At 66.5% G+C, this 18,176-nt stretch carries 17 protein-coding genes; 11 read left to right on the forward strand and 6 right to left on the reverse strand.

Annotation, left to right across the window (positions count from 1 at the left end; genetic code table 11):
• Nucleotides 1-67 precede the first annotated feature (67 nt).
• Nucleotides 68-631, forward strand: a complete 564-nt coding sequence (locus ACCQ09_RS13235; protein WP_012438645.1) for an energy transducer TonB — start codon at nucleotides 68-70, stop codon at nucleotides 629-631.
• On the opposite strand, the gene aroA is transcribed toward ACCQ09_RS13235, so the two are convergent.
• The 3 genes from aroA to serC all read right to left on the reverse strand — a co-directional run bounded on the left by aroA (nucleotide 615) and on the right by serC (nucleotide 4,401).
• On the reverse strand, nucleotides 615-1,931 hold the full coding sequence (gene aroA / locus ACCQ09_RS13240) for a 3-phosphoshikimate 1-carboxyvinyltransferase (protein ID WP_040941470.1): 1,317 nt from the start codon (nucleotides 1,929-1,931) through the stop codon (nucleotides 615-617). The genes ACCQ09_RS13235 and aroA overlap by 17 nt on opposite strands.
• Before the next feature lie 115 nt (nucleotides 1,932-2,046).
• Entirely contained in the window at nucleotides 2,047-3,249 is a 1,203-nt protein-coding gene (pheA, locus tag ACCQ09_RS13245; RefSeq protein ID WP_016944749.1) for a prephenate dehydratase, read from the reverse strand.
• A 66-nt stretch (nucleotides 3,250-3,315) separates the two neighbouring features.
• Nucleotides 3,316-4,401, reverse strand: coding sequence for a phosphoserine transaminase (serC, locus tag ACCQ09_RS13250; protein ID WP_011036771.1), 1,086 nt, complete (start codon nucleotides 4,399-4,401; stop codon nucleotides 3,316-3,318).
• 175 nt (nucleotides 4,402-4,576) lie between these two features.
• Between serC and msrP the strand changes: the two genes are divergently transcribed.
• Together msrP and msrQ are read left to right on the forward strand one after the other, a co-directional pair.
• Nucleotides 4,577-5,545 carry a protein-methionine-sulfoxide reductase catalytic subunit MsrP gene (gene msrP, locus ACCQ09_RS13255; RefSeq protein ID WP_012438648.1) on the forward strand — a complete coding sequence of 323 codons (969 nt, stop codon included), beginning with the start codon at nucleotides 4,577-4,579 and terminating at the stop codon, nucleotides 5,543-5,545.
• Between the two features lie 151 nt (nucleotides 5,546-5,696).
• A complete protein-coding gene (msrQ, locus tag ACCQ09_RS13260; RefSeq protein WP_040941471.1) occupies nucleotides 5,697-6,353 on the forward strand; it encodes a protein-methionine-sulfoxide reductase heme-binding subunit MsrQ in 657 nt (218 codons plus the stop codon).
• On the opposite strand, the gene ACCQ09_RS13265 is transcribed toward msrQ, so the two are convergent.
• The gene (locus ACCQ09_RS13265) at nucleotides 6,295-7,104 is read right to left on the reverse strand and encodes an FHA domain-containing protein (protein ID WP_040941472.1); all 810 of its coding nucleotides are present in this window, start codon (nucleotides 7,102-7,104) and stop codon (nucleotides 6,295-6,297) included. The genes msrQ and ACCQ09_RS13265 overlap by 59 nt on opposite strands.
• Nucleotides 7,105-7,215: 111 nt before the next feature.
• Between ACCQ09_RS13265 and ACCQ09_RS13270 the strand changes: the two genes are divergently transcribed.
• The 3 genes from ACCQ09_RS13270 to ACCQ09_RS13280 all read left to right on the forward strand — a co-directional run bounded on the left by ACCQ09_RS13270 (nucleotide 7,216) and on the right by ACCQ09_RS13280 (nucleotide 9,430).
• Nucleotides 7,216-7,491, forward strand: a complete 276-nt coding sequence (locus ACCQ09_RS13270; RefSeq protein WP_014507417.1) for a polyhydroxyalkanoic acid system family protein — start codon at nucleotides 7,216-7,218, stop codon at nucleotides 7,489-7,491.
• Nucleotides 7,492-7,626: 135 nt separating this feature from the next.
• Complete coding sequence (locus ACCQ09_RS13275; RefSeq protein WP_228428235.1) at nucleotides 7,627-8,187, forward strand: phasin family protein; 561 nt, start codon at nucleotides 7,627-7,629, stop codon at nucleotides 8,185-8,187.
• A gap of 241 nt (nucleotides 8,188-8,428) precedes the next feature.
• Nucleotides 8,429-9,430, forward strand: coding sequence for a restriction endonuclease (locus tag ACCQ09_RS13280; protein ID WP_040941473.1), 1,002 nt, complete (start codon nucleotides 8,429-8,431; stop codon nucleotides 9,428-9,430).
• 183 nt (nucleotides 9,431-9,613) lie between these two features.
• On the opposite strand, the gene hutC is transcribed toward ACCQ09_RS13280, so the two are convergent.
• The gene (hutC, locus tag ACCQ09_RS13285; protein ID WP_052844689.1) at nucleotides 9,614-10,351 is read right to left on the reverse strand and encodes a histidine utilization transcriptional repressor HutC; all 738 of its coding nucleotides are present in this window, start codon (nucleotides 10,349-10,351) and stop codon (nucleotides 9,614-9,616) included.
• Nucleotides 10,352-10,403: 52 nt separating this feature from the next.
• Entirely contained in the window at nucleotides 10,404-11,759 is a 1,356-nt protein-coding gene (locus ACCQ09_RS13290; RefSeq protein WP_372386289.1) for a formimidoylglutamate deiminase, read from the reverse strand.
• 75 nt (nucleotides 11,760-11,834) lie between these two features.
• Here ACCQ09_RS13290 and hutI point away from each other — a divergent pair, with 75 nt between their 5' ends.
• The 5 genes from hutI to ACCQ09_RS13315 all read left to right on the forward strand — a co-directional run bounded on the left by hutI (nucleotide 11,835) and on the right by ACCQ09_RS13315 (nucleotide 18,065).
• Nucleotides 11,835-13,040: an imidazolonepropionase gene (gene hutI, locus ACCQ09_RS13295; protein WP_228428239.1), complete on the forward strand. Its 1,206-nt coding sequence runs from the start codon at nucleotides 11,835-11,837 to the stop codon at nucleotides 13,038-13,040.
• Nucleotides 13,041-13,052: 12 nt separating this feature from the next.
• On the forward strand, nucleotides 13,053-14,594 hold the full coding sequence (gene hutH / locus ACCQ09_RS13300; RefSeq protein WP_011036761.1) for a histidine ammonia-lyase: 1,542 nt from the start codon (nucleotides 13,053-13,055) through the stop codon (nucleotides 14,592-14,594).
• 34 nt (nucleotides 14,595-14,628) lie between these two features.
• Nucleotides 14,629-15,471 (forward strand): N-formylglutamate deformylase, encoded by an 843-nt coding sequence (gene hutG, locus ACCQ09_RS13305; RefSeq protein WP_068574576.1) that lies wholly within the window; start codon nucleotides 14,629-14,631, stop codon nucleotides 15,469-15,471.
• Nucleotides 15,472-15,486: 15 nt separating this feature from the next.
• Nucleotides 15,487-17,154 carry a urocanate hydratase gene (hutU, locus tag ACCQ09_RS13310; RefSeq protein WP_070694526.1) on the forward strand — a complete coding sequence of 556 codons (1,668 nt, stop codon included), beginning with the start codon at nucleotides 15,487-15,489 and terminating at the stop codon, nucleotides 17,152-17,154.
• Nucleotides 17,155-17,327: 173 nt separating this feature from the next.
• A complete protein-coding gene (locus tag ACCQ09_RS13315) occupies nucleotides 17,328-18,065 on the forward strand; it encodes a hypothetical protein (RefSeq protein WP_014507408.1) in 738 nt (245 codons plus the stop codon).
• The last annotated feature ends 111 nt before the right edge of the window (nucleotides 18,066-18,176 follow it).

Here is an 18,176-nt window from a genome sequence, read left to right on the forward strand (position 1 = left end):
AGCTGCGCCTCAGGCAAGGCCGACCAGACTGTGGGTGTCATCCCAAAGATGCGCCCGGAGGTTGGCCATGTCCTTCACATCACAGTCTTCATCCCACCACGCCACACCGCTGCCGCGCGACGCAGGCCGCCGCGTGCGTGATCACGAAAGCGACGGTGCCTCGCCCTGGTTGTGGGCGACCGTGCTTGCCGTGCTGGTGGTCGTTCCCAGTTGGTGGTGGGCGCGGCATAGCGACGAATCGCTGGCAACTGATGCTCCAGCGCCGATGGCGCGCCAGGTCCTGCCCGCGTCCGATGCGCCACGTGAGGCAATGATGATTCCGCATCTGCCGGTGCGCCCGCCGATCAGCAGCCAGGAGCCGCAACCGCTGCCCGGCAACGCGATGCCTAATTACCCCTCGCAGGCTCTGCAGGATGGCAGCGCCGGCAGCCGCATCGCGCGGCTGCAGTTGGATGTACAGGGCCGCGTCAGCGCGGTGACCATCGTGGAGCGCCAAGGCAGCCCGGATCCGCGCCTGGACGAAGCCGTGGTGGAAACGCTGCGTCAGTGGCGCTTCGAGCCTGCGCTGCGTGACGGCCATGCGGTCGTCAGCAGCGTGCAGGTGCCGGTGGAATTCACGGACGCGCGCTGAGCCCGAACCCGGCGCCCTGCGCCAGGCTGTCGAAGCCTGGGAACGAGGTGGCCACGTTCGCCACGTCGTTGACCTGCACCGTCCCGGTGGACAGCTGGCCTGCGATGGCAAACGCCATTGCAATGCGGTGATCGCCGTGGCTCTCGATGACGCCGCTGCCCAGCGTGCCGCCGTGGATGGTGGCGCCGTCCGGGGTTTCGTCCACCACAATGCCGAGCGCGCGCAGGCCGGTGGCCATCGCGGCAAGGCGGTCGGATTCCTTGACGCGCAATTCCGCCGCACCACTGACGACCGTGTCGCCGCGCGCCGCAGCTGCTGCGACAAACAGCGCCGGGAACTCATCGATCATGTCCGGCACCAGCGCTTCGGGAATCTGCGCGCCCCGCAGCGGGGCATAGCGTACGCGCAGGTCTGCCACCGGCTCACCGCCGTGTTCGGCGTGATTGTCTTCCACGATATCGGCGCCCATCAGCCGCAGGGCGGCCAACAGGCCAGTGCGCCGCGGATTCAGTCCTACCGCACGCAAGGTCACGTCCGAGCCGGGAATGATGCTGGCGGCTACGATGAAAAACGCTGCCGATGAAAAATCTGCCGGCACCGCGATATCGGTCGCGCGCAAACGCTGTCCGCCACGCAGACGCGCCTGGCCAGGAGAAAACGCGATCTCCACGCCGAATGCGGAGAGCATGCGTTCGGTGTAGTCGCGCGTGGGATGCGGCTCACTCACCGAGGTCTCACCCGCTGCATACAACCCGGCCAGCAGCACGGCCGATTTGACCTGCGCACTGGCCACCGGCGAGGCAAACGTAATGCCTTGCAGCGCCTGGCCACCGTGCACTTGCAGCGGCGGCGTGCCATCCGATTCGGTTTCGATACGTGCACCCATCTGCGCCAGCGGGCCGGTGACGCGGCGCATGGGCCGCTTGGACAACGACGCATCGCCCACCAGCACGCTGTCGAACCGCTGCGCCGCGAGCACGCCGGCCAGCAAGCGCATGCCGGTGCCGGCGTTGCCACAATCCAGCGGCCCCTGCGGCGGCTGTAGGCCGTCCACACCGACGCCATGCACGATGCGCTGCGACGCCGACGGCGTTTCAATGCGTACGCCCAGCTGGGCAAAGATCGCCGCGGTGGAGCGCGTGTCTTCGCCCTCCAGAAAGCCGTCGATCTTCGAGATGCCATCCGCCAGTGCGGCGAACATCACCGCGCGGTGCGAAACCGACTTGTCGCCGGGAATGGTCAGGCTGCCCTGCAGCGCAGTGCCGCGCTGTGCGATCCAGTGTTGCGTGCTGTTGCTCATGCGAATGATCCGATTGCGACGGCATCGCTGCGGTCAGCAATGCATTTGGGAAGGAAGACGGTGTAGAGACAGGTGCCGCGTCAGGGCCGACGCGGCGCCGCAGCCGATGCGCTGCTCAGGGAATGGCGACCGGATACGAGCCCAGCACCTTGATCTGTGCCGAATGCGCTTCCAGTTCGGCCAGTGCCTGTTTCATCGACTCGTCCTCCACATGGCCGGCCAGGTCGATAAAGAAGCCGTATTCCCACTTGGCTTGATGCGACGGCCGCGACTCGATGCGGTTCATGCTGATGCCATGCCGCGCGAACGGGCTGAGTACATCGAACAACGCGCCCGGCTTGTCGTGGATGAACACCAGCACCGAGGTCCGATCGTGCCCGGACGATGGAAAAATCTGCCGGCCGATCACCAGAAAGCGCGTGGTGTTGTCGTCGTCGTCCTCGATCGATTTCATGATGACTTTTTTCAAGCCATACACGTGCGCGGCGCTTTCGCCACCGATGGCCGCCGCGTCCTCGGCATTACGCGCACGGCGCGCGCCTTCGGCATTGCTGGAGACCGCAATCTTTTCCACCTTGGGCAAGTGCGAACGCAGCCAGCCGGCGGTCTGCGCAAACGACTGCGAATGCGCGTAGATGCGTTCGATGTCTTCCAGGCGCCCGTTGCGCGAAAGCAGGTACTGATGCACACGCAACTCGACTTCGCCGCAGATCTTGAGGTTGGAGGTGAGGAACATGTCCAGCGTGACCTGGATCGTGCCCTGGCCGGAATTTTCTACCGGCACCACGCCGAAATCGGCATTGCCGGCTTCCACTTCCTGAAACACTTCTTCGATGGTCGCCATCGGCAGACCCACCGCCGACCGGCCGAAATGCTTGAGCACCGCCTGCTGGCTGAAGGTGCCTTCCGGGCCGAGATACCCGATCTTCAGCGGCTCCTGCTGCGCAAGGCACGCAGACATGATTTCGCGGAACACATGCACCAGCACTTCATCGCTGAGTGGTCCTTCGTTGCGGTCCACCACCATGCGCAGCACCTGCGCTTCGCGCTCGGGGCGGTAGTAATCCACCGCCGCTGCCAGCTTGCCCTTGGCCTTGCCGACCTGATGCGCGAAGTTGGCGCGCTCGGCGATCAACGCCTGGATGCCACGGTCGATCTCGTCGATCTTGGCACGCACATCGGCCAGCACTGGGGCAGCGGTTGCCAGTGGCTTGGCGCTGTCCTTGCCAGCCAACTTGGTGGCTTTCTTGCTGCTGGCCTTGGTAGCCGACTTGGCGGTGCCGCCAGCGGCGTTGGTGTTCTTGGGCTTGGGAGCCATCGGGGGGCTTTCCTTCAATAAAACGGCGCACTGCGCCAGCGCGGCAATGCCGCGGTTGTGGGGGACTCAGCCGTGGCGCTGCTGGAAATCGTGCATGAAGGCCACCAGTGCCTGCGCACCGGCCACCGGCATGGCGTTGTACAGCGAAGCGCGGATCCCGCCCACGGCCTTGTGCCCCTTCAGCGCGAGCAAGCCGGCCGCCTTGGATTCGCTGACGAACAACGCATCGAGCTGCTCATCGCCCAGGAAAAACGGGATATTCATGCGCGAACGCACCGTCGGCATCACCTGGTTGCGATAGAAGCCACCGGAGCCATCGATTGCGCCGTACACCAACGCGGCCTTTTCGGCATTGCGCTGCGCGAATGCGGCCACCCCACCCTGCTCGAGCATCCATTTGACGGTGAGCCCGAGCAGATACCAGTTCCAGGTAGGCGGCGTGTTGAGCATAGAATCGCGCGCCACGTGCGAGGCGTAATTGAAGATGTCTGCACGCGGTTGGCCGGCACGCTCGAGCAATTCGCGGCGCACGATCACCACCGAAATACCCACCGGGCCCAGATTCTTCTGCGCGCCGGCATAGATCAGGCCATAGCGCCTGATGTCCAGCGGCTCGGAGGCGATCGACGAACTGAAGTCGGCAAACAGCGGCAAGGTGCCCACGTCCGGCGTGTCGCGGAACTCGACCCCGTGAATGGTTTCGTTGGCAGTGATGTGCACGTACGCGGCGTGCGGCGACAGCGTCCAGCTCGCGACCGGCGGAATGTCGACATAACCGCCGGGCTGGCCATCGGCGGCCACGCGCACATCCACATACGGCGTGGCCTGCTTGATCGCGGTCTTGCCCCAATGGCCACTGACCACGTAATCGACTGCTTGGCCAGGCGCGGCGAAATTCAGCGGCAACAGCGCCTGGATGGTGGTCGCGCCACCGGAGGTGAACAGCACCGCGTAGTCGTCGGGAATCGACAACAGCGTGCGCAAGTCTGCCTCGGCGGCGGCGGCCACCGCCATGAAGTCGGCGCTGCGGTGGCTGATCTCCACGATCGAGGCACCCACGCCGTTCCACTCGACCATCTCTTCCTGCGCTTGCCGCAGGACCGATTCCGGCAATGTCGCAGGGCCGGCACTGAAATTGAACGCGCGTGTCATGGCACACCTTGTCGAGCTAGCCTCTTAGTATGCCGCAGCGCATCCGCGTTGGCAGCGCCGACAAACGGTTGCACCTGCATCCTTTTGACCCTGCGCCGCGTAGTCTGGAGACCTGGAGCAGAACTTTCGTCCTGGTCCGTTAGTCTCACCTTGCAGCCACTGCCTGGAGCCTGCCATGTCACTTCGCGATGCCTTGAAGACGCCGTCCAGCGAGATCACCGATGAGGCCGTTTATCGCGACCGGCGGCGCTTGCTGCAGTTGTTTGCGCTGACGCCTGCGTTGAGCGTGGCCGGGTGCGCCGAGGCCGATCCGCCGCCTCCGCCGAAGACCGTGGTGACGCCTGCGCAAGCGCGCAGCGGCTTCCGCACCGCTGAGGAACTCACCCGGCTGGAAGATGTCACCAGCTACAACAATTTCTACGAGTTCGGCACCGATAAGACCGACCCGTCCAAGGCGGCCAAGACACTCAAGCTGTCGCCGTGGTCGGTGAAGGTCAGTGGCGAGTGCGAAAAACCCGGCAGCCTGTCGCTGGACGAGTTGCTCAAGGGCATCAGTGCCGAAGAACGCATCTACCGGCTGCGCTGCGTTGAAGGCTGGTCGATGGTGATCCCGTGGACGGGCGTGCCGCTCGGCGAAGTGCTCAAGCGCTTTGCCCCCACCTCCAAGGCCAAGTACGTGGCCTTTACCACGCTGGCCGACCCGCAACAGATGCCCGGCGTACGCTACCGCTCGATCAACTGGCCGTACCGCGAAGGCCTGCGCATTGACGAGGCCATGCATCCGCTGACGCTGCTCGCCACCGGGCTCTACGGCAAGCCGCTGCCGCAGCAGAACGGTGCGCCGCTACGGCTGGTGGTGCCGTGGAAGTACGGCTTCAAGAGCATCAAGTCGATCGTGGAGATCCGCTTTGTCGAGAAGATGCCCGAAACCGCCTGGCACGACCTGCAGCCGTCCGAGTACGGATTCTTTTCCAACGTCAATCCAGCCGTGGATCATCCGCGCTGGAGCCAGAAGACCGAGCGCCGCATTGCCGGCACCGCCAGCAAGCTGTTTGCCGAACGAATTGCGACCAAGCCCTTCAACGGCTACGCCGACCAGGTCGCCTCGCTGTACGCGGGGATGGATCTGAAGAAGTGGTTCTAGGGACGCAACGCCCAACGTGACATCCACCCGTTGTCTGTAGGCGCGCACCCGGGCGCGATGGCTTTCCCGGAACTGCCTCTCGCGCCCGAGTGCGCTCCTACGACAACCAACGCATCGCGGCTGCGATGCGTCGCTTCATCTTCGAGATCGCATGGCCAAGAAATCCGTTTCCGTGATCGCTGCCAAGACCGCCGTGCATGCCGCCGTGCTCGCGCCCATTGCACTGCTGGGCTGGCAGTTCTGGCAGGTGTGGCAGCAAGGCAGCGATGCACTGGGCGCCGACCCGGTGGCCGAGATCGAGCATCGCACCGGGCTGTGGGCGCTGCGGCTGCTGCTGATCACCCTGGCCATTACGCCGCTGCGGCAGCTGACCGGCCAGGCGGTGCTGATCCGCTTCCGCCGCATGCTCGGCCTGTATGCGTTTTTCTATGCCAGCGTGCACCTCACCGCTTACCTTTGGCTGGACCTGCGCGGGTTCTGGACACAGATTTTTGAAGAGATCGTCAAACGCCCGTACATCACGGTCGGCTTCACCGCCTGGCTGCTGTTGGTGCCATTGGCGATCACCTCGACTCAAGGCTGGATGCGGCGGCTCAAGCGCAACTGGGGCCGGCTGCACATGCTGATCTATCCGATCGGGTTGCTGGCCGTGCTGCACTTCTGGTGGCTGGTCAAATCCGATATCCGCGAGCCGGCGCTGTATGCCGGCATCCTGGCGTTGCTGCTGGGGTGGCGCGTGTGGAAACGGCTCAGCGCGCGCCGAACCACAGCAAGGCACTCAGCGCCGCCGCCAACAACACCGCGCTGAGCAGCAGCCACGGCCAGCGGGCCACCTTTACCGGCGCTCGGGTCGGGGCTTCGCTCACGCGCGGCAACGGTTGCGGGTCGCTCTCGGGCACATGCCAGGTGGCGTCGTGCTGGATCTTGGGCACTTCCACCACGAAACGGTGGCGCGCGTCGAACACGACCTGATCACCGGCTTGCAGCCAGCCGTCGCGCACCTGCACGCCGTTGATCCAACTGCCCTCTTCCGAGCCGAGATCGCGGATCAGCACCCGGTCGCCATGCCGTTCCAGGCGGGCATGCTGGGCGGCGAAGGCCGGGTCGTCGATGACGATGTCCGTCGCCGGGTCGCTGCCGACCAGCCGCGAACGGTCCAGCGTGAAACTGCGCCCGTGATGGCGACCTCCCAGGCCACGCAGCAGCAGGCAGACTTCGCTCAGGCCGGCATCGTCGTCCTGGATGTCGTTGGCCGGTGCGCTGGACGGCGCACTGCGCAACAGCATCTCCACGCCATCGGCATACAACGCGTCGCCGGCACGCAACAACGCCATGCGCCGCACCGGCCGCCCGTTGACGTGGATGCCGCGAATGCCGTTGGCCACCTGCAGCCAGAGACCGCGCTGATCCAGGCAGAACTGCGCCAACAGCAACGCCCCCTGGGCATCGTCGACGATCCGCACGCTGCCGGAGGCATGGCGTACGATCCGGTGGACGCCGGGCTGGAGAGAATGATCCGGCTGCTGCCGGTGGGTGAAATGAACTTGCAGATCGCGCACCCGCCGCAGCCTAGCAGGTTTGCCCGCAGCCCCATAGCGCATACCGCCGCACTTGGAGCGCGCCCCGCACATGCGCACAATGCGCGCTCCATCGCATGACTTCAGGAACCCATGTCCAGTATCGATATCCGCCACGACCATTCCAGAACGCCGGCGCAGGCCCGTGCGGCGATCGAGGAGGCGGCACGCAAGCTGACCGATCGTTACGGCATCGCTTCGCACTGGGAAGGCGACACCTTGCGCATCGCGCGGGCGGGCGTGGATGGGGCGATCAATCTGCTGCCGCAGCAGGTGCATGTCACCGCTGAGCTGGGCTTTTTGTTGTCGGCCATGCAGCCGATGGTCGAGTCCGAGATCCGCCGCCTGCTGGCTGAAAAGCTGGCCTGATCCAGCCCCAGGCTTCAGCCGCAAGTCACCTGCGCCACAGCCTGCGGGCGGATGCTTGATGGATGCTTCACCTGGCCGATGCATAGCCGGCACTAGGGTGATGCAACGTCAGTCCGCAACCGACAGGAGCATCGCATGACGACCGGATACGATCAGAACGGCAACCGCGGCAACGCGGCCCATGGGTTCCAGGCGCAGGCCGAACAGGTGTCGCGCCGGCTCGGCGAATCGGCGCAGACCGTCTGGCTGGCCGGGCTCGGCGCCCTGGGCCGTGTGCAGAGCGAAGGCAGCAAACTATTCGACTCGCTGGTACGCGAAGGCGCCGCGTACGAACGCAGCGGCCAGCGCAAGGCCGCCGCCAGCGCAGACGAATTACGCGAGGAAGTGGAAACCCAGTTCGAGCAGGCGCGCGATACCGCGGTGCGTGGCTGGGACCGGCTGGGCAAGGCCTTCGACGAACGCGTCAAGGGCGTGCTGCGCACCCTCAACATCCCCGAGCAGGACGAGCTGGAAAACCTGCGTCGCGAGGTGGAGTCGCTCAAGGCACAGGTACGCGCGAACACGGCTGCGACCAAGCGGGCCAACCGCACCGCCAACCAGGCCGCACAGGCGGCCAGCAGCGACACCGCGCCTGGCACCGCAACGCCGGGCAGTGGTCCCGCAGCTACGCACACTGCGGCCTTTGACGGCAAATAAACCCTGCACAACTGGATTGTTGCAAAGCAGCATGGTTTTTTAGACAATCGGGAAGACCCGCCAGTCCTGCAACACGAAGTCCGTTTGCTCCCCTCCCCTCACGGCTTCGGACTGGCGGGTCTTTCGCTGCCTGGGTCACGGCTCGTGCATTCACCGACCGCGATCCATTGACGAATCTGCCGCGAAGGATTCTTCTAAGCGCACTGCTTCGCTAGACGCGCCATTGCTTCGCTAGATACTCATGTCCCATTGGATGTTGGCGCTTGTGGCTGCACTCCTGCTCTGGTTGGCGGTGAGTGGCTATCTCTGGTTCGTGCGCCGACGCGCCAACGAACTGACCGAAGGCGTACGCGCGCTGGCCGCGATGCATTGGCGCGACTTTTCCGCCGTGGTGCTGCGGGTGCTGCAGGACCAGCGCGGCTGGCAGCCCACCCAGTTGCCGCAGGACGGCCTGCCCACTGCCGAATTCATGATGCAGACCGAGCACGGCACCCGCCTGGTGGCCTGCAAACACGGACGTGGGTATCGCATCGGCGTGGCTGCGGTGAACGAGCTGGGTGCGATGGCCCGCCTGGCTGGTGCCAATGGCGGGGTGATGGTCACCGAAGGCCGCATGGAACGTGAAGGCATGGCCGCGGCCGACAAGCAGTCCATCGAGGTGCTGGATGGCGCGCGGCTGTGGCCGCTGCTCAAGCCCTACCTGCCCGGCGATATCGAAACCGGCGTGGTCGGCGCGGCCAGGCGCCGGGCGATCCGCCACACCGTGATTGCCGGCGCAGCGGCGGCAACGCTGGGCGTGGTGATGGCAGTGGCTTTGCAGCCGGCCGAGGTGCCGCCCGCCCAACCACTACCGCGCACGTCAGCACCGCTGAGTCCCGCACCAGGTGCAGCATCGGCTGCTCCACCGGCTGTTGCGCCGGCTCCGGCATCGGCCGCACAGGCAGCGACGTCGACTCCACCGGCCATGCCGGTCGCCGCCGGCGATGAGCCGGACCTCGCCACGTTGCAGGGCTACCAGCGCGAAGTCTCCAAGGCATTGGCGCAGACGCCGGGACTGGTGCGCGGAATCTGGCTGACGCAGTTGACGCTGGCGGTGGACCGCACCGTGGACGATGCGACCGCCTGGCCGCTGATTTGCCGCGAACTGGAGCGTTACCCCTACCTGCGCACGGTGCGCGTGCAACTCAATCCGCGCGCCGGCGTCGCCGAGCCGGTGCGCTGGCGGCAGTGCACGACGATCTGAGTCGCGCGGCCTGATGCGTGCGTGCGGGCGGTGCGTTCTGCGCGAAACCCGCCAGCCGCGACCACCTCGCCCGCCGCTCGCCTTGCCCGCCGCTTCATCCAACCCGTCGATTTACTCAGTACGCACCCTGCCGCCACCGGCCGCATGCGCGCGCAAGCTCGACGTGCGCAGTGCGGAATCGCCTCAGCGCATGCCCGGCGCGAAGCGTGCAATCAGATCGTAAGACCCACCCAGGAACAGCTGCCGTACATAGGTGACCGGCTGCTCGCCGCGCCAGGTGTGCCGGTCGATGACCAAACAGGCTGCGCCATCGGCAACCTGCAGGCACCTGGCCTGGGCAGGATCGGCACTGATCGCGCTGATGCGGTGCTCGGCACGGGTCCAGGGCACGTTGCGCAATAGCCAGCTGCCGGGCGCGATGGTGTCGAATGGCTGCGCCAGCGCCTCGGGCACGGTGGTGATGTCGATGACGCGTTGCTCCAGGGCGAACGGACTGCCATCGGCCAGATGCACGCTTTCCAGTGCCAGCAATTTCCCGCGGCTGCCCAGCGCACGCTCCTGCGGCACGCGTTGCCGCGCCGCGCGCACGCGCCGCGACAGCAGCTGAAACTGGTAGACATGGCCGCGCGTGGTCATCTCCACTTCGATGTCCGGGATCGACAGCGCCACCTGCTCCAGATGCGGATGCGGCCGCGCGACGAACGAGCCAGTGCGGCGGCGGCGCTCGATCATGCCGGCGTCGGCCAGCAGGCCGAGCACCTTGTTGACGGTCATGCGCGAGCAACCGTACTGCGCCATCAATTCATGCTCGGGTGGCACGCGGTGCCCGGGCGGCCAGTCGCCACTGTGGATGCGTTGCTCCAGGTCCTGCCGGATCCGCTGATTCAAGGTTCCGGGTGTGGCGGGGGTGGCGGTGGTCACGACAGGGTCTCCGGTGAGACCTGCATTGTGCCCGCTTCGCACATCGCGCCGATCACCCGTGCAACAGCGTTTGCATGACGGCGGCAAAGCGTGCGGCGACACGTTCGCGCGCCACATGGCGGCCATCGCGCACCACCCACTGCCCGGCACGCCAGACATGCCGCACTGCGCCGGCGCGTGCGGCGAACAGCCAGCTGTCGAGCAACGCATCGTCCGTGCGTGCCAGCAGCGCCGGATGGGTGTGGTCCAGCTCCAGCAAGTCGGCCGATGCACCGACGCAGATCCCGGGCTGCCCGCTCCCCAGCGCCTGCGCCGCGCCGGCCAGTGCGCTGCTGTACAACCAGCGGCCACTGGAGGTGTCGGCGGGCGCCAGCACATTGCGCGCGCGCAGCTGCAGGCGCTGGCCGTATTCGAGCAGGCGCAGTTCTTCGGCCGCATCGATCAAGACATTCGAATCCGAGCCCACACCGAAGCGCCCGCCGCGGCTGGCGAATGCCTGCATCGGGAACAGGCCGTCGCCGAGATTGGCCTCGGTGATCGGGCACAGGCCGACCACCGCGCCACTCTTGACGATTGCGTCGAGCTCCCCCGCCTCCACATGCGTGGCGTGCACCAGGCACCAGCGCGCATCCACTGGCGCATTGGCGTACAGCCACTGCACCGGGCGCTGCCCCGACCAGGCCAGGCAGGCCTCCACCTCGCGCTGTTGTTCGGCGATATGGATGTGGATGGGGCCATCCACCAGCGGCACCAGCGCGGCGAGCTGCGTGGGCGTTACCGCGCGCAGGCTGTGCGGCGCCAGCCCGAGCACCGCGTCCGGCAGTGCGGCCAGGCTGCGCGCGCAGTCCGACAACAGCCGGGCAAAGCCGTCGATATCGTGGATCAGCCGCCGCTGCGCAGGGTTCGGTGGCACCCCACCGAAATCCGAGTGCGCGTAGAACACCGGCAACAGGGTCAGGCCGATGCCGGTGCCCGCGGCCGCCGCAACAATGCGCTCGGCCATTTCGGCGGGCTGCGCGTACGGCGCGCCGCTGACGCTGTGGTGCAGATAGTGGAATTCGCCCACGCGGGTGAAGCCGGCTTCCAGCATTTCCACGTACGCCTGCTCGGCAATGGCCTGCAGGCTGTCCGGGTCCAGCCGGTCGACGAAGCGATACATCAGCTCGCGCCAGCTCCAGAAACTGTCGCCGCTGCGCCCGCCCACTTCGGTCAGCCCGGCCATGCCGCGCTGGAAGGCATGGCTATGCAGGTTGCCCAGCCCGGGCAGCAGTACCTCGGCACGGGTATCGGTGGTGGCGGGCGTGGCCTCCGTCTGCACAGCGGCGATGCGCCCGTACGCCACGGTGATCCGCACGTCGCTGGCCCAGCCATCGGGCAACAACGCCCGGGCCGCCCACACCGCTTGCACTGATTGGTCTGCCACTGGACACCCTTGGTTGCCGACTCTATTGTATATACATATCAGACCACACAGGCCTGCGCCATGCATTGCGATGTCCTTTGGCACAACGCGCGGTTGATGACGCTGGACGCTGGCGACGGCGGCCTGGGCAGCGTGGACGATGGCGTGGTCGCCTGCCAGGACGGCACCATCGTGTACGCCGGGCCGGCAGCCGATGCGCCGCCGCTGCAGGCCACCCACACCCACGATTGCCAACGGCGCTGGATCAGCCCCGGCCTGATCGACTGCCATACCCACCTGGTGTACGCGGGCAACCGCGCCAATGAATTCGAACAACGCCTGCGCGGCGCCAGCTATGCGCAGATCGCCGCCGCCGGCGGTGGCATTGTGGCGACCGTGCGCGCGACGCGTGCCGCCGATGATGCCGCCTTGCTCGCCGCCAGCCTGCCGCGCCTGGACGCGCTACTCGCCGAAGGCGTGACCACGCTGGAGATCAAATCCGGCTACGGCCTCACGCTGGAAGACGAAATCAAGCAGCTGCGCGTCGCGCGCCAGCTCGCCACGCTGCGCCAGGTGGAGGTGGTGCCTACCTTCCTGGGCGCGCATGCGGTGCCGCCTGGCATGCAGGCACAAACCTATATCGATGCGGTGTGCCAGGAGATGATCCCGGCGGTGGCGGCGCAGGGCCTGGCCGAAGCGGTGGATGTGTTCTGCGAGCATCTGGCGTTTTCGCCGGCGCAGGCCGAACAGGTATTCGTCGCCGCGCAGGCGCACGGGCTGCAGATCAAGATCCACGCCGAGCAATTGAGCAACCAACACGGCGCCGCGTTGGCCGCGCGCTACGGTGCCTTGTCGGCGGACCACATCGAATATCTGGACCAGGCTGGAGTCGACGCAATGGCCCATGCCGGCACCGTCGCAGTGCTGTTGCCGGGCGCGTTCTACTTCACCCGCGACACCCAATTGCCGCCGATTCCCGCATTGCGCGCGGCCGGTGTACCGCTGGCCCTGGCCACTGACTGCAACCCCGGCACCTCGCCGCTGACCAGCCCGCTGCTGGCGATGAACATGGCCGCCACCTTGTTCCGCATGACGGTAGACGAATGCATCACCGGCTTCACCCGCGAAGCGGCACGTGCGCTCGGACGGGGCAACCGGCTGGGCCGGCTGCGCGCCGGCATGCAGTGCGATCTGGCGATCTGGGACATCGACGCGCCGGCCGATCTGGTCTACCGCATGGGCTTCAACCCTCTCCACACCCGCGTTTGGCGCGGGCATCCTTGCTGACCCGGAGTCGTCATGAGTGCGTCTGTTGTGTTGCAGCCCGGCCAGGTCACCCTGGCGCAGTGGCGTGCGCTGTATCGCGGTGCCGAAGTCACCCTGGACCCTGCCTGCGCGCAGGCGGTGTTGCGTAGCGCGCAGACGGTGGAGGCGATCGTGGCGCGGGGCGAGCCGGTGTACGGGGTCAACACCGGCTTCGGCAAGCTGGCCAGCGTGCGGATCGAACGCGACGATCTGCAGACCCTGCAACGCAATATCGTGCTTTCGCACGCGGCCGGTGTCGGCGACCCCACGCCGGTGCCGGTGGTGCGGCTGATGATGGCGCTCAAGCTCACCAGCCTGGCGCAGGGCGCCTCGGGAATTCAGCCCGATACCCTGGCGCTGCTGGAGGCGATGCTGCGCCAGGGCATCACGCCAGTGGTGCCGTGCCAGGGCTCGGTGGGTGCGTCGGGCGACCTGGCGCCCCTGTCACACCTGGCCGCGGTGATGATCGGCGTGGGCGAGGCCTTCGTCGGCGATCAGCGCCTGCCGGCGGCGGATGCGCTGGCCCGGGCGCAGCTGCAGCCACGCGTGCTCGGTGCCAAAGAGGGCCTGGCGCTGCTCAACGGCACCCAGTTCTCCACCGCCTGCGCGCTGGCCGGCTTGTTCGAGATCGAAACCGTGCTGCAGGCCGCGCTGGTCACCGGCGCGCTGTCGGTGGAAGCGGCCAAGGGCTCGGACACGCCCTTCGATGCGCGCATCCATGCCTTGCGCGGGCAACCCGGGCAGATCGCAACCGCGGCCGCCTTGCGTGCGCTGATGGCGGAATCGGCCATCCGCGAATCGCATCGGCTGGGCGATGTGCGTGTGCAGGATCCGTACTGCCTGCGCTGCCAGCCACAGGTGATGGGCGCGGCACTGGATGTGATGCGCCAGGCCGCGCGCACATTGGAAATTGAAGCCAATGGCGTGTCCGACAACCCGCTGGTCTTCAGCGATACCGGCGAGGCATTGTCCGGTGGCAACTTCCACGCCGAGCCGGTGGCATTCGCGGCCGACATGCTGGCGCTGGCGGTGTGCGAAATCGGCTCGATCAGCGAGCGCCGCACCGCGATGCTGGTCGACCCTGCGCTCTCGGGCCTGCCGGCGTTTCTCACCCCGCGCCCCGGCTTGAATTCGGGCTTCATGATTCCACAGGTGACCGCCGCCGCGCTGGTCTCGGAAAACAAGCAATGCGCCTACCCAGCCAGCGTCGATTCGATTCCGACCTCCGCCAACCAGGAAGATCACGTGTCGATGGCAGCGCATGGCGCACGCCGCCTGCTGGCGATGGCCGACAACGCCGCGCACGTCATCGGCATCGAACTGCTGGCCGCCGTGCAGGGCTGCGATTTCCACGCGCCGCTGCGCTCCAGCGCCGCGCTGGAAGCCGCGCGTGCACTGCTGCGTGCGCAGGTGCCCACGCTGCAGGACGACCGTTACTTCCATCCGGACATGCTGGCCGCCAGCGCGCTGGTGCGCTCGGGCGCCCTCGCCACTGCGGTGGGCATCGTACTGCCTGGCGTGGAGCTGAGCGCATGAGCCGGCCCACCGCGTCGCATCGCAGAGCGCGCGCATGAGCGCCCTGCCCGACTGGCTGCACGTGCAGCGCGGCAACGCACCGCTGCTGATCAGCTTCCCGCACACCGGCACCGACCTGCCGCAGAGCGTGGCCAACCACTTCGTCTCGCCATGGCTGGCCTGCCGCGATACCGATTGGTGGGTGGATCAGCTCTACGACTTTGCGCAGAGCCTGGGCGCCACCACCGTGCGCACGACGGTTTCGCGTTCGGTCATCGACGTCAATCGCGACCCGAGTGGTGCCTCGCTGTATCCCGGCCAGCACACCACCGGCCTGTGCCCGTTGACCACCTTCGACAATCAGCCGCTGTACCGCGATGGGCAGGCGCCGGATCCGGCACAGATCGCGTTGCGCCGCACGCAATGGTTCGATCCGTATCACGCTGCGCTGGCCGATGAAATTGCACGTCTGCGCGCACTGCATCCGCGCATCGTGGTCTATGACGCGCATTCGATCCGCTCACACATCCCGCACCTGTTCGCAGGCGAATTGCCGCAGTTCAACATCGGCAGCAACGACGATGCCAGCTGCGATCCGGTACTGGCCGATGCGGTGGAACAGCTGTGCCGCAGCAGCGGCTCCAGCACCGTGCGCAACGGCCGTTTCAAGGGCGGCTGGATCACACGCCACTACGCGCAGCCGGATCAGGGCGTGCACGCGCTGCAGATGGAGCTGGCCTGCCGCGGCTACATGCAGGAACCGGAACAGATCACACCGGACACCTGGCCAACGCCGTGGCATCCGGTACACGCGGCCGCACTGCGCGCCGTCTTGCGGCATGTGTTGCGCGCCTGCCTGGATTTCGCCGCGGGCGCCACGCCCGCAGCTCACCGTTGATTGAAGGACCTTGGCATGACCCGTCACGACTCCACCCGCGTCATTCGCGCCGCCACCGGCAGCACGCTCACCGCCAAGAGCTGGCTCACCGAAGCGCCGCTGCGCATGCTGATGAACAATCTGGACCCGGACGTGGCCGAGCGTCCGGAGGAACTGGTGGTGTACGGCGGCATCGGCCGCGCCGCGCGCGATTGGGAATCCTTCGATGCGATCGCCGCCGCACTCACCCGCCTGGACGATGACCAGACCCTGTTGGTGCAGTCGGGCAAGCCGGTCGGTGTGTTCCGCACCCACGCCGACGCACCGCGCGTGTTGATCGCGAATTCCAACCTGGTACCGCGCTGGGCCACCTGGGACCACTTCAACGAACTGGATAAAAAAGGCCTGGCCATGTACGGCCAGATGACTGCGGGCAGCTGGATCTACATCGGCGCGCAAGGCATCGTGCAAGGCACCTACGAAACCTTCGTGGAGATGGGCCGCCAGCATTACGGCGGCAGCCTGGCCGGCAAGTGGCTGTTTACCGGCGGGCTCGGTGGCATGGGTGGCGCGCAGCCGCTGGCCGCGGTGATGGCCGGCGCCTCCTGCCTGGCGGTGGAATGCCGCCGCTCCAGCATCGACATGCGCCTGCGCACCGGCTACCTGGACACCTGGACCGACTCGCTGGACGAGGCGCTGCGTCTGATCGAGGAATCGTGCACCGCGAAGAGGCCACTGTCGGTCGGCCTGCTCGGCAATGTCGCCGACGTGCTGGACGAACTGCTGCTGCGCGGCATCAAGCCGGACCTGCTGACCGACCAGACCTCCGCGCACGACCCGGTCAACGGCTACCTGCCGCAGGGCTGGACGGTCGAGCAGTGGGACGAACAGCGCGTCAGCGCGCCGAAGGACGTGGAAGCCGCCGCGCGCGACTCGATGGCCAACCACATCCGCGCCATGCTCACCTTCCATGCGCTCGGCGTGCCCACCGTGGATTACGGCAACAACCTGCGGCAGATGGCGCTGGAAGAAGGCATCGACAACGCCTTCGACTTCCCCGGCTTCGTGCCCGCATATATCCGGCCGTTGTTTTGTCGCGGCATCGGGCCGTTCCGCTGGGTGGCGTTATCCGGCGACCCGGAAGACATCGCCAAGACCGATGCAAAGGTCAAGGAACTCATCCCCGACGATGCGCACCTGCACCGCTGGCTGGACATGGCCGCTGAAAAGATCGCCTTCCAGGGCCTGCCCGCGCGGATCTGCTGGGTCGGCCTGGGCGACCGCCATCGGCTCGGCCTGGCCTTCAACGCGATGGTGCGCAGCGGCGAGCTGAAGGCACCGGTGGTGATCGGCCGCGATCATCTGGACTCCGGCAGCGTCGCCTCGCCCAATCGCGAAACCGAAGCGATGGCCGATGGCTCCGATGCGGTCTCCGACTGGCCCCTGCTCAACGCCCTGCTCAACACCGCCAGCGGCGCCACCTGGGTTTCGCTGCATCACGGCGGCGGCGTCGGCATGGGCTTTTCGCAGCACGCCGGCATGGTCATCGTCTGCGACGGCAGCGAAGCAGCAGACAAGCGGATCGAACGCGTGCTCTGGAACGACCCGGCCACCGGCGTCATGCGCCATGCCGATGCGGGATACGCGATCGCCGTGGAGTGCGCGAAGGACCAAGGCCTGGATTTGCCGGGTATCCTGAGCTGAGCCTGGCCGCGCTGACAGCGCCACGCGCTGTCAGTGGGGCGAAGCCACGCGCAAGCCCCTAGTTGGCGGTTGCTGCAAAGACCGCAGCACTGCGCATCGAGCATCTTCAAGCGAAAGCGCTCAAGTCTGCCGGTTACTGGCCGACAAGATATGCATCGTTCCGAGGAGCCTCCATGGGCATCCTGATCTACCTGGTGCCTGCCTTCGCACTCTGGGCGCTCATCGCCACGGGGTTGGCGTTCGTGCGTGGGCGCCAGCTCACTGCCGAGTACGGGCAGCATGCCAGCACCCAGGACAGTCTTGCGCGCTATCAGGCGGCGCTGTCGCAGCTGAAAGCACGCGCGGCGGCGACCACGCTGGAGCTGGAGTCCCTGCAACGCAGCTACACGGTGTTGAAGCAATCGCTCGATCAGCAGGAACAGAATGCCTCGGCGCAGCAGTCTTCAGACACGCCCGACCAGGTGATTCCGATGGTGATGGTGCAGCGCCTGGATATCGCTTCGGAAATCGGCACGCTGTTTGCGCATGTCGCGCGCGTGGCACGCAGCCTGCGTCGTTACAGCGCCTACAGCCGCGGCCACAACGCGCCCGAACCCAGCACTGCACGCTACGACCTGCATTGGCTGGCCGATTGTCTGCACAGCTTCGACCAGATCGGCCATGCGCTGCTGCGTGGCAATGTGGCTGCGCTGATCACGGCGTGCCAGGATCTGCTGTCGATGTACGAGCACTACCTCAAGGATGGTTCCGGCTATAACAGCCGCGATACCTTCCAGCGCCTGAGCAGCGACATACCGCTGTCAGAGGCCACCGACGCCATTCGCTCGATTATCGTCAAGGCCACGCTGGCGCAGGACGTGCAGGATGCCGTGAAGGAAGAGCAAGACAGTCTTGCAAGTGCTGTGAACTGAGTGGCTGGGTTGAGTGCCTGAGGCGTGCAGCGCGGAATCTGGGACGTTTGCTTTCTTACAACGCATCCGCGCAGGTCCTTCGTATCGCGCCTTGAATTGAGCGCTCGGGCT

Origin of the sequence: Xanthomonas sp. NCPPB 2586 (genome assembly GCF_041475775.2) — a bacterium.
Taxonomy (GTDB): Bacteria; Pseudomonadota; Gammaproteobacteria; order Xanthomonadales; family Xanthomonadaceae; genus Xanthomonas; species Xanthomonas campestris.

Excerpts from the sequence above, each read along its gene's own strand:
- hutG (WP_068574576.1), top strand. The coding sequence starts at position 14,629 with ATGAGCGCCCTGCCCGACTGGCTGCACGTGCAGCGCGGCAACGCACCG.
- hutU (WP_070694526.1), top strand. The coding sequence starts at position 15,487 with ATGACCCGTCACGACTCCACCCGCGTCATTCGCGCCGCCACCGGCAGC.
- hutI (WP_228428239.1), top strand. The coding sequence starts at position 11,835 with ATGCATTGCGATGTCCTTTGGCACAACGCGCGGTTGATGACGCTGGAC.
- pheA (WP_016944749.1), bottom strand. The coding sequence starts at position 3,249 with ATGGCTCCCAAGCCCAAGAACACCAACGCCGCTGGCGGCACCGCCAAG.
- msrP (WP_012438648.1), top strand. The coding sequence starts at position 4,577 with ATGTCACTTCGCGATGCCTTGAAGACGCCGTCCAGCGAGATCACCGAT.
- ACCQ09_RS13235 (WP_012438645.1), top strand. The coding sequence starts at position 68 with ATGTCCTTCACATCACAGTCTTCATCCCACCACGCCACACCGCTGCCG.
- serC (WP_011036771.1), bottom strand. The coding sequence starts at position 4,401 with ATGACACGCGCGTTCAATTTCAGTGCCGGCCCTGCGACATTGCCGGAA.
- ACCQ09_RS13315 (WP_014507408.1), top strand. The coding sequence starts at position 17,328 with ATGGGCATCCTGATCTACCTGGTGCCTGCCTTCGCACTCTGGGCGCTC.
- aroA (WP_040941470.1), bottom strand. The coding sequence starts at position 1,931 with ATGAGCAACAGCACGCAACACTGGATCGCACAGCGCGGCACTGCGCTG.
- msrQ (WP_040941471.1), top strand. The coding sequence starts at position 5,697 with ATGGCCAAGAAATCCGTTTCCGTGATCGCTGCCAAGACCGCCGTGCAT.
- hutH (WP_011036761.1), top strand. The coding sequence starts at position 13,053 with ATGAGTGCGTCTGTTGTGTTGCAGCCCGGCCAGGTCACCCTGGCGCAG.
- ACCQ09_RS13280 (WP_040941473.1), top strand. The coding sequence starts at position 8,429 with ATGTCCCATTGGATGTTGGCGCTTGTGGCTGCACTCCTGCTCTGGTTG.
- ACCQ09_RS13270 (WP_014507417.1), top strand. The coding sequence starts at position 7,216 with ATGTCCAGTATCGATATCCGCCACGACCATTCCAGAACGCCGGCGCAG.
- ACCQ09_RS13275 (WP_228428235.1), top strand. The coding sequence starts at position 7,627 with ATGACGACCGGATACGATCAGAACGGCAACCGCGGCAACGCGGCCCAT.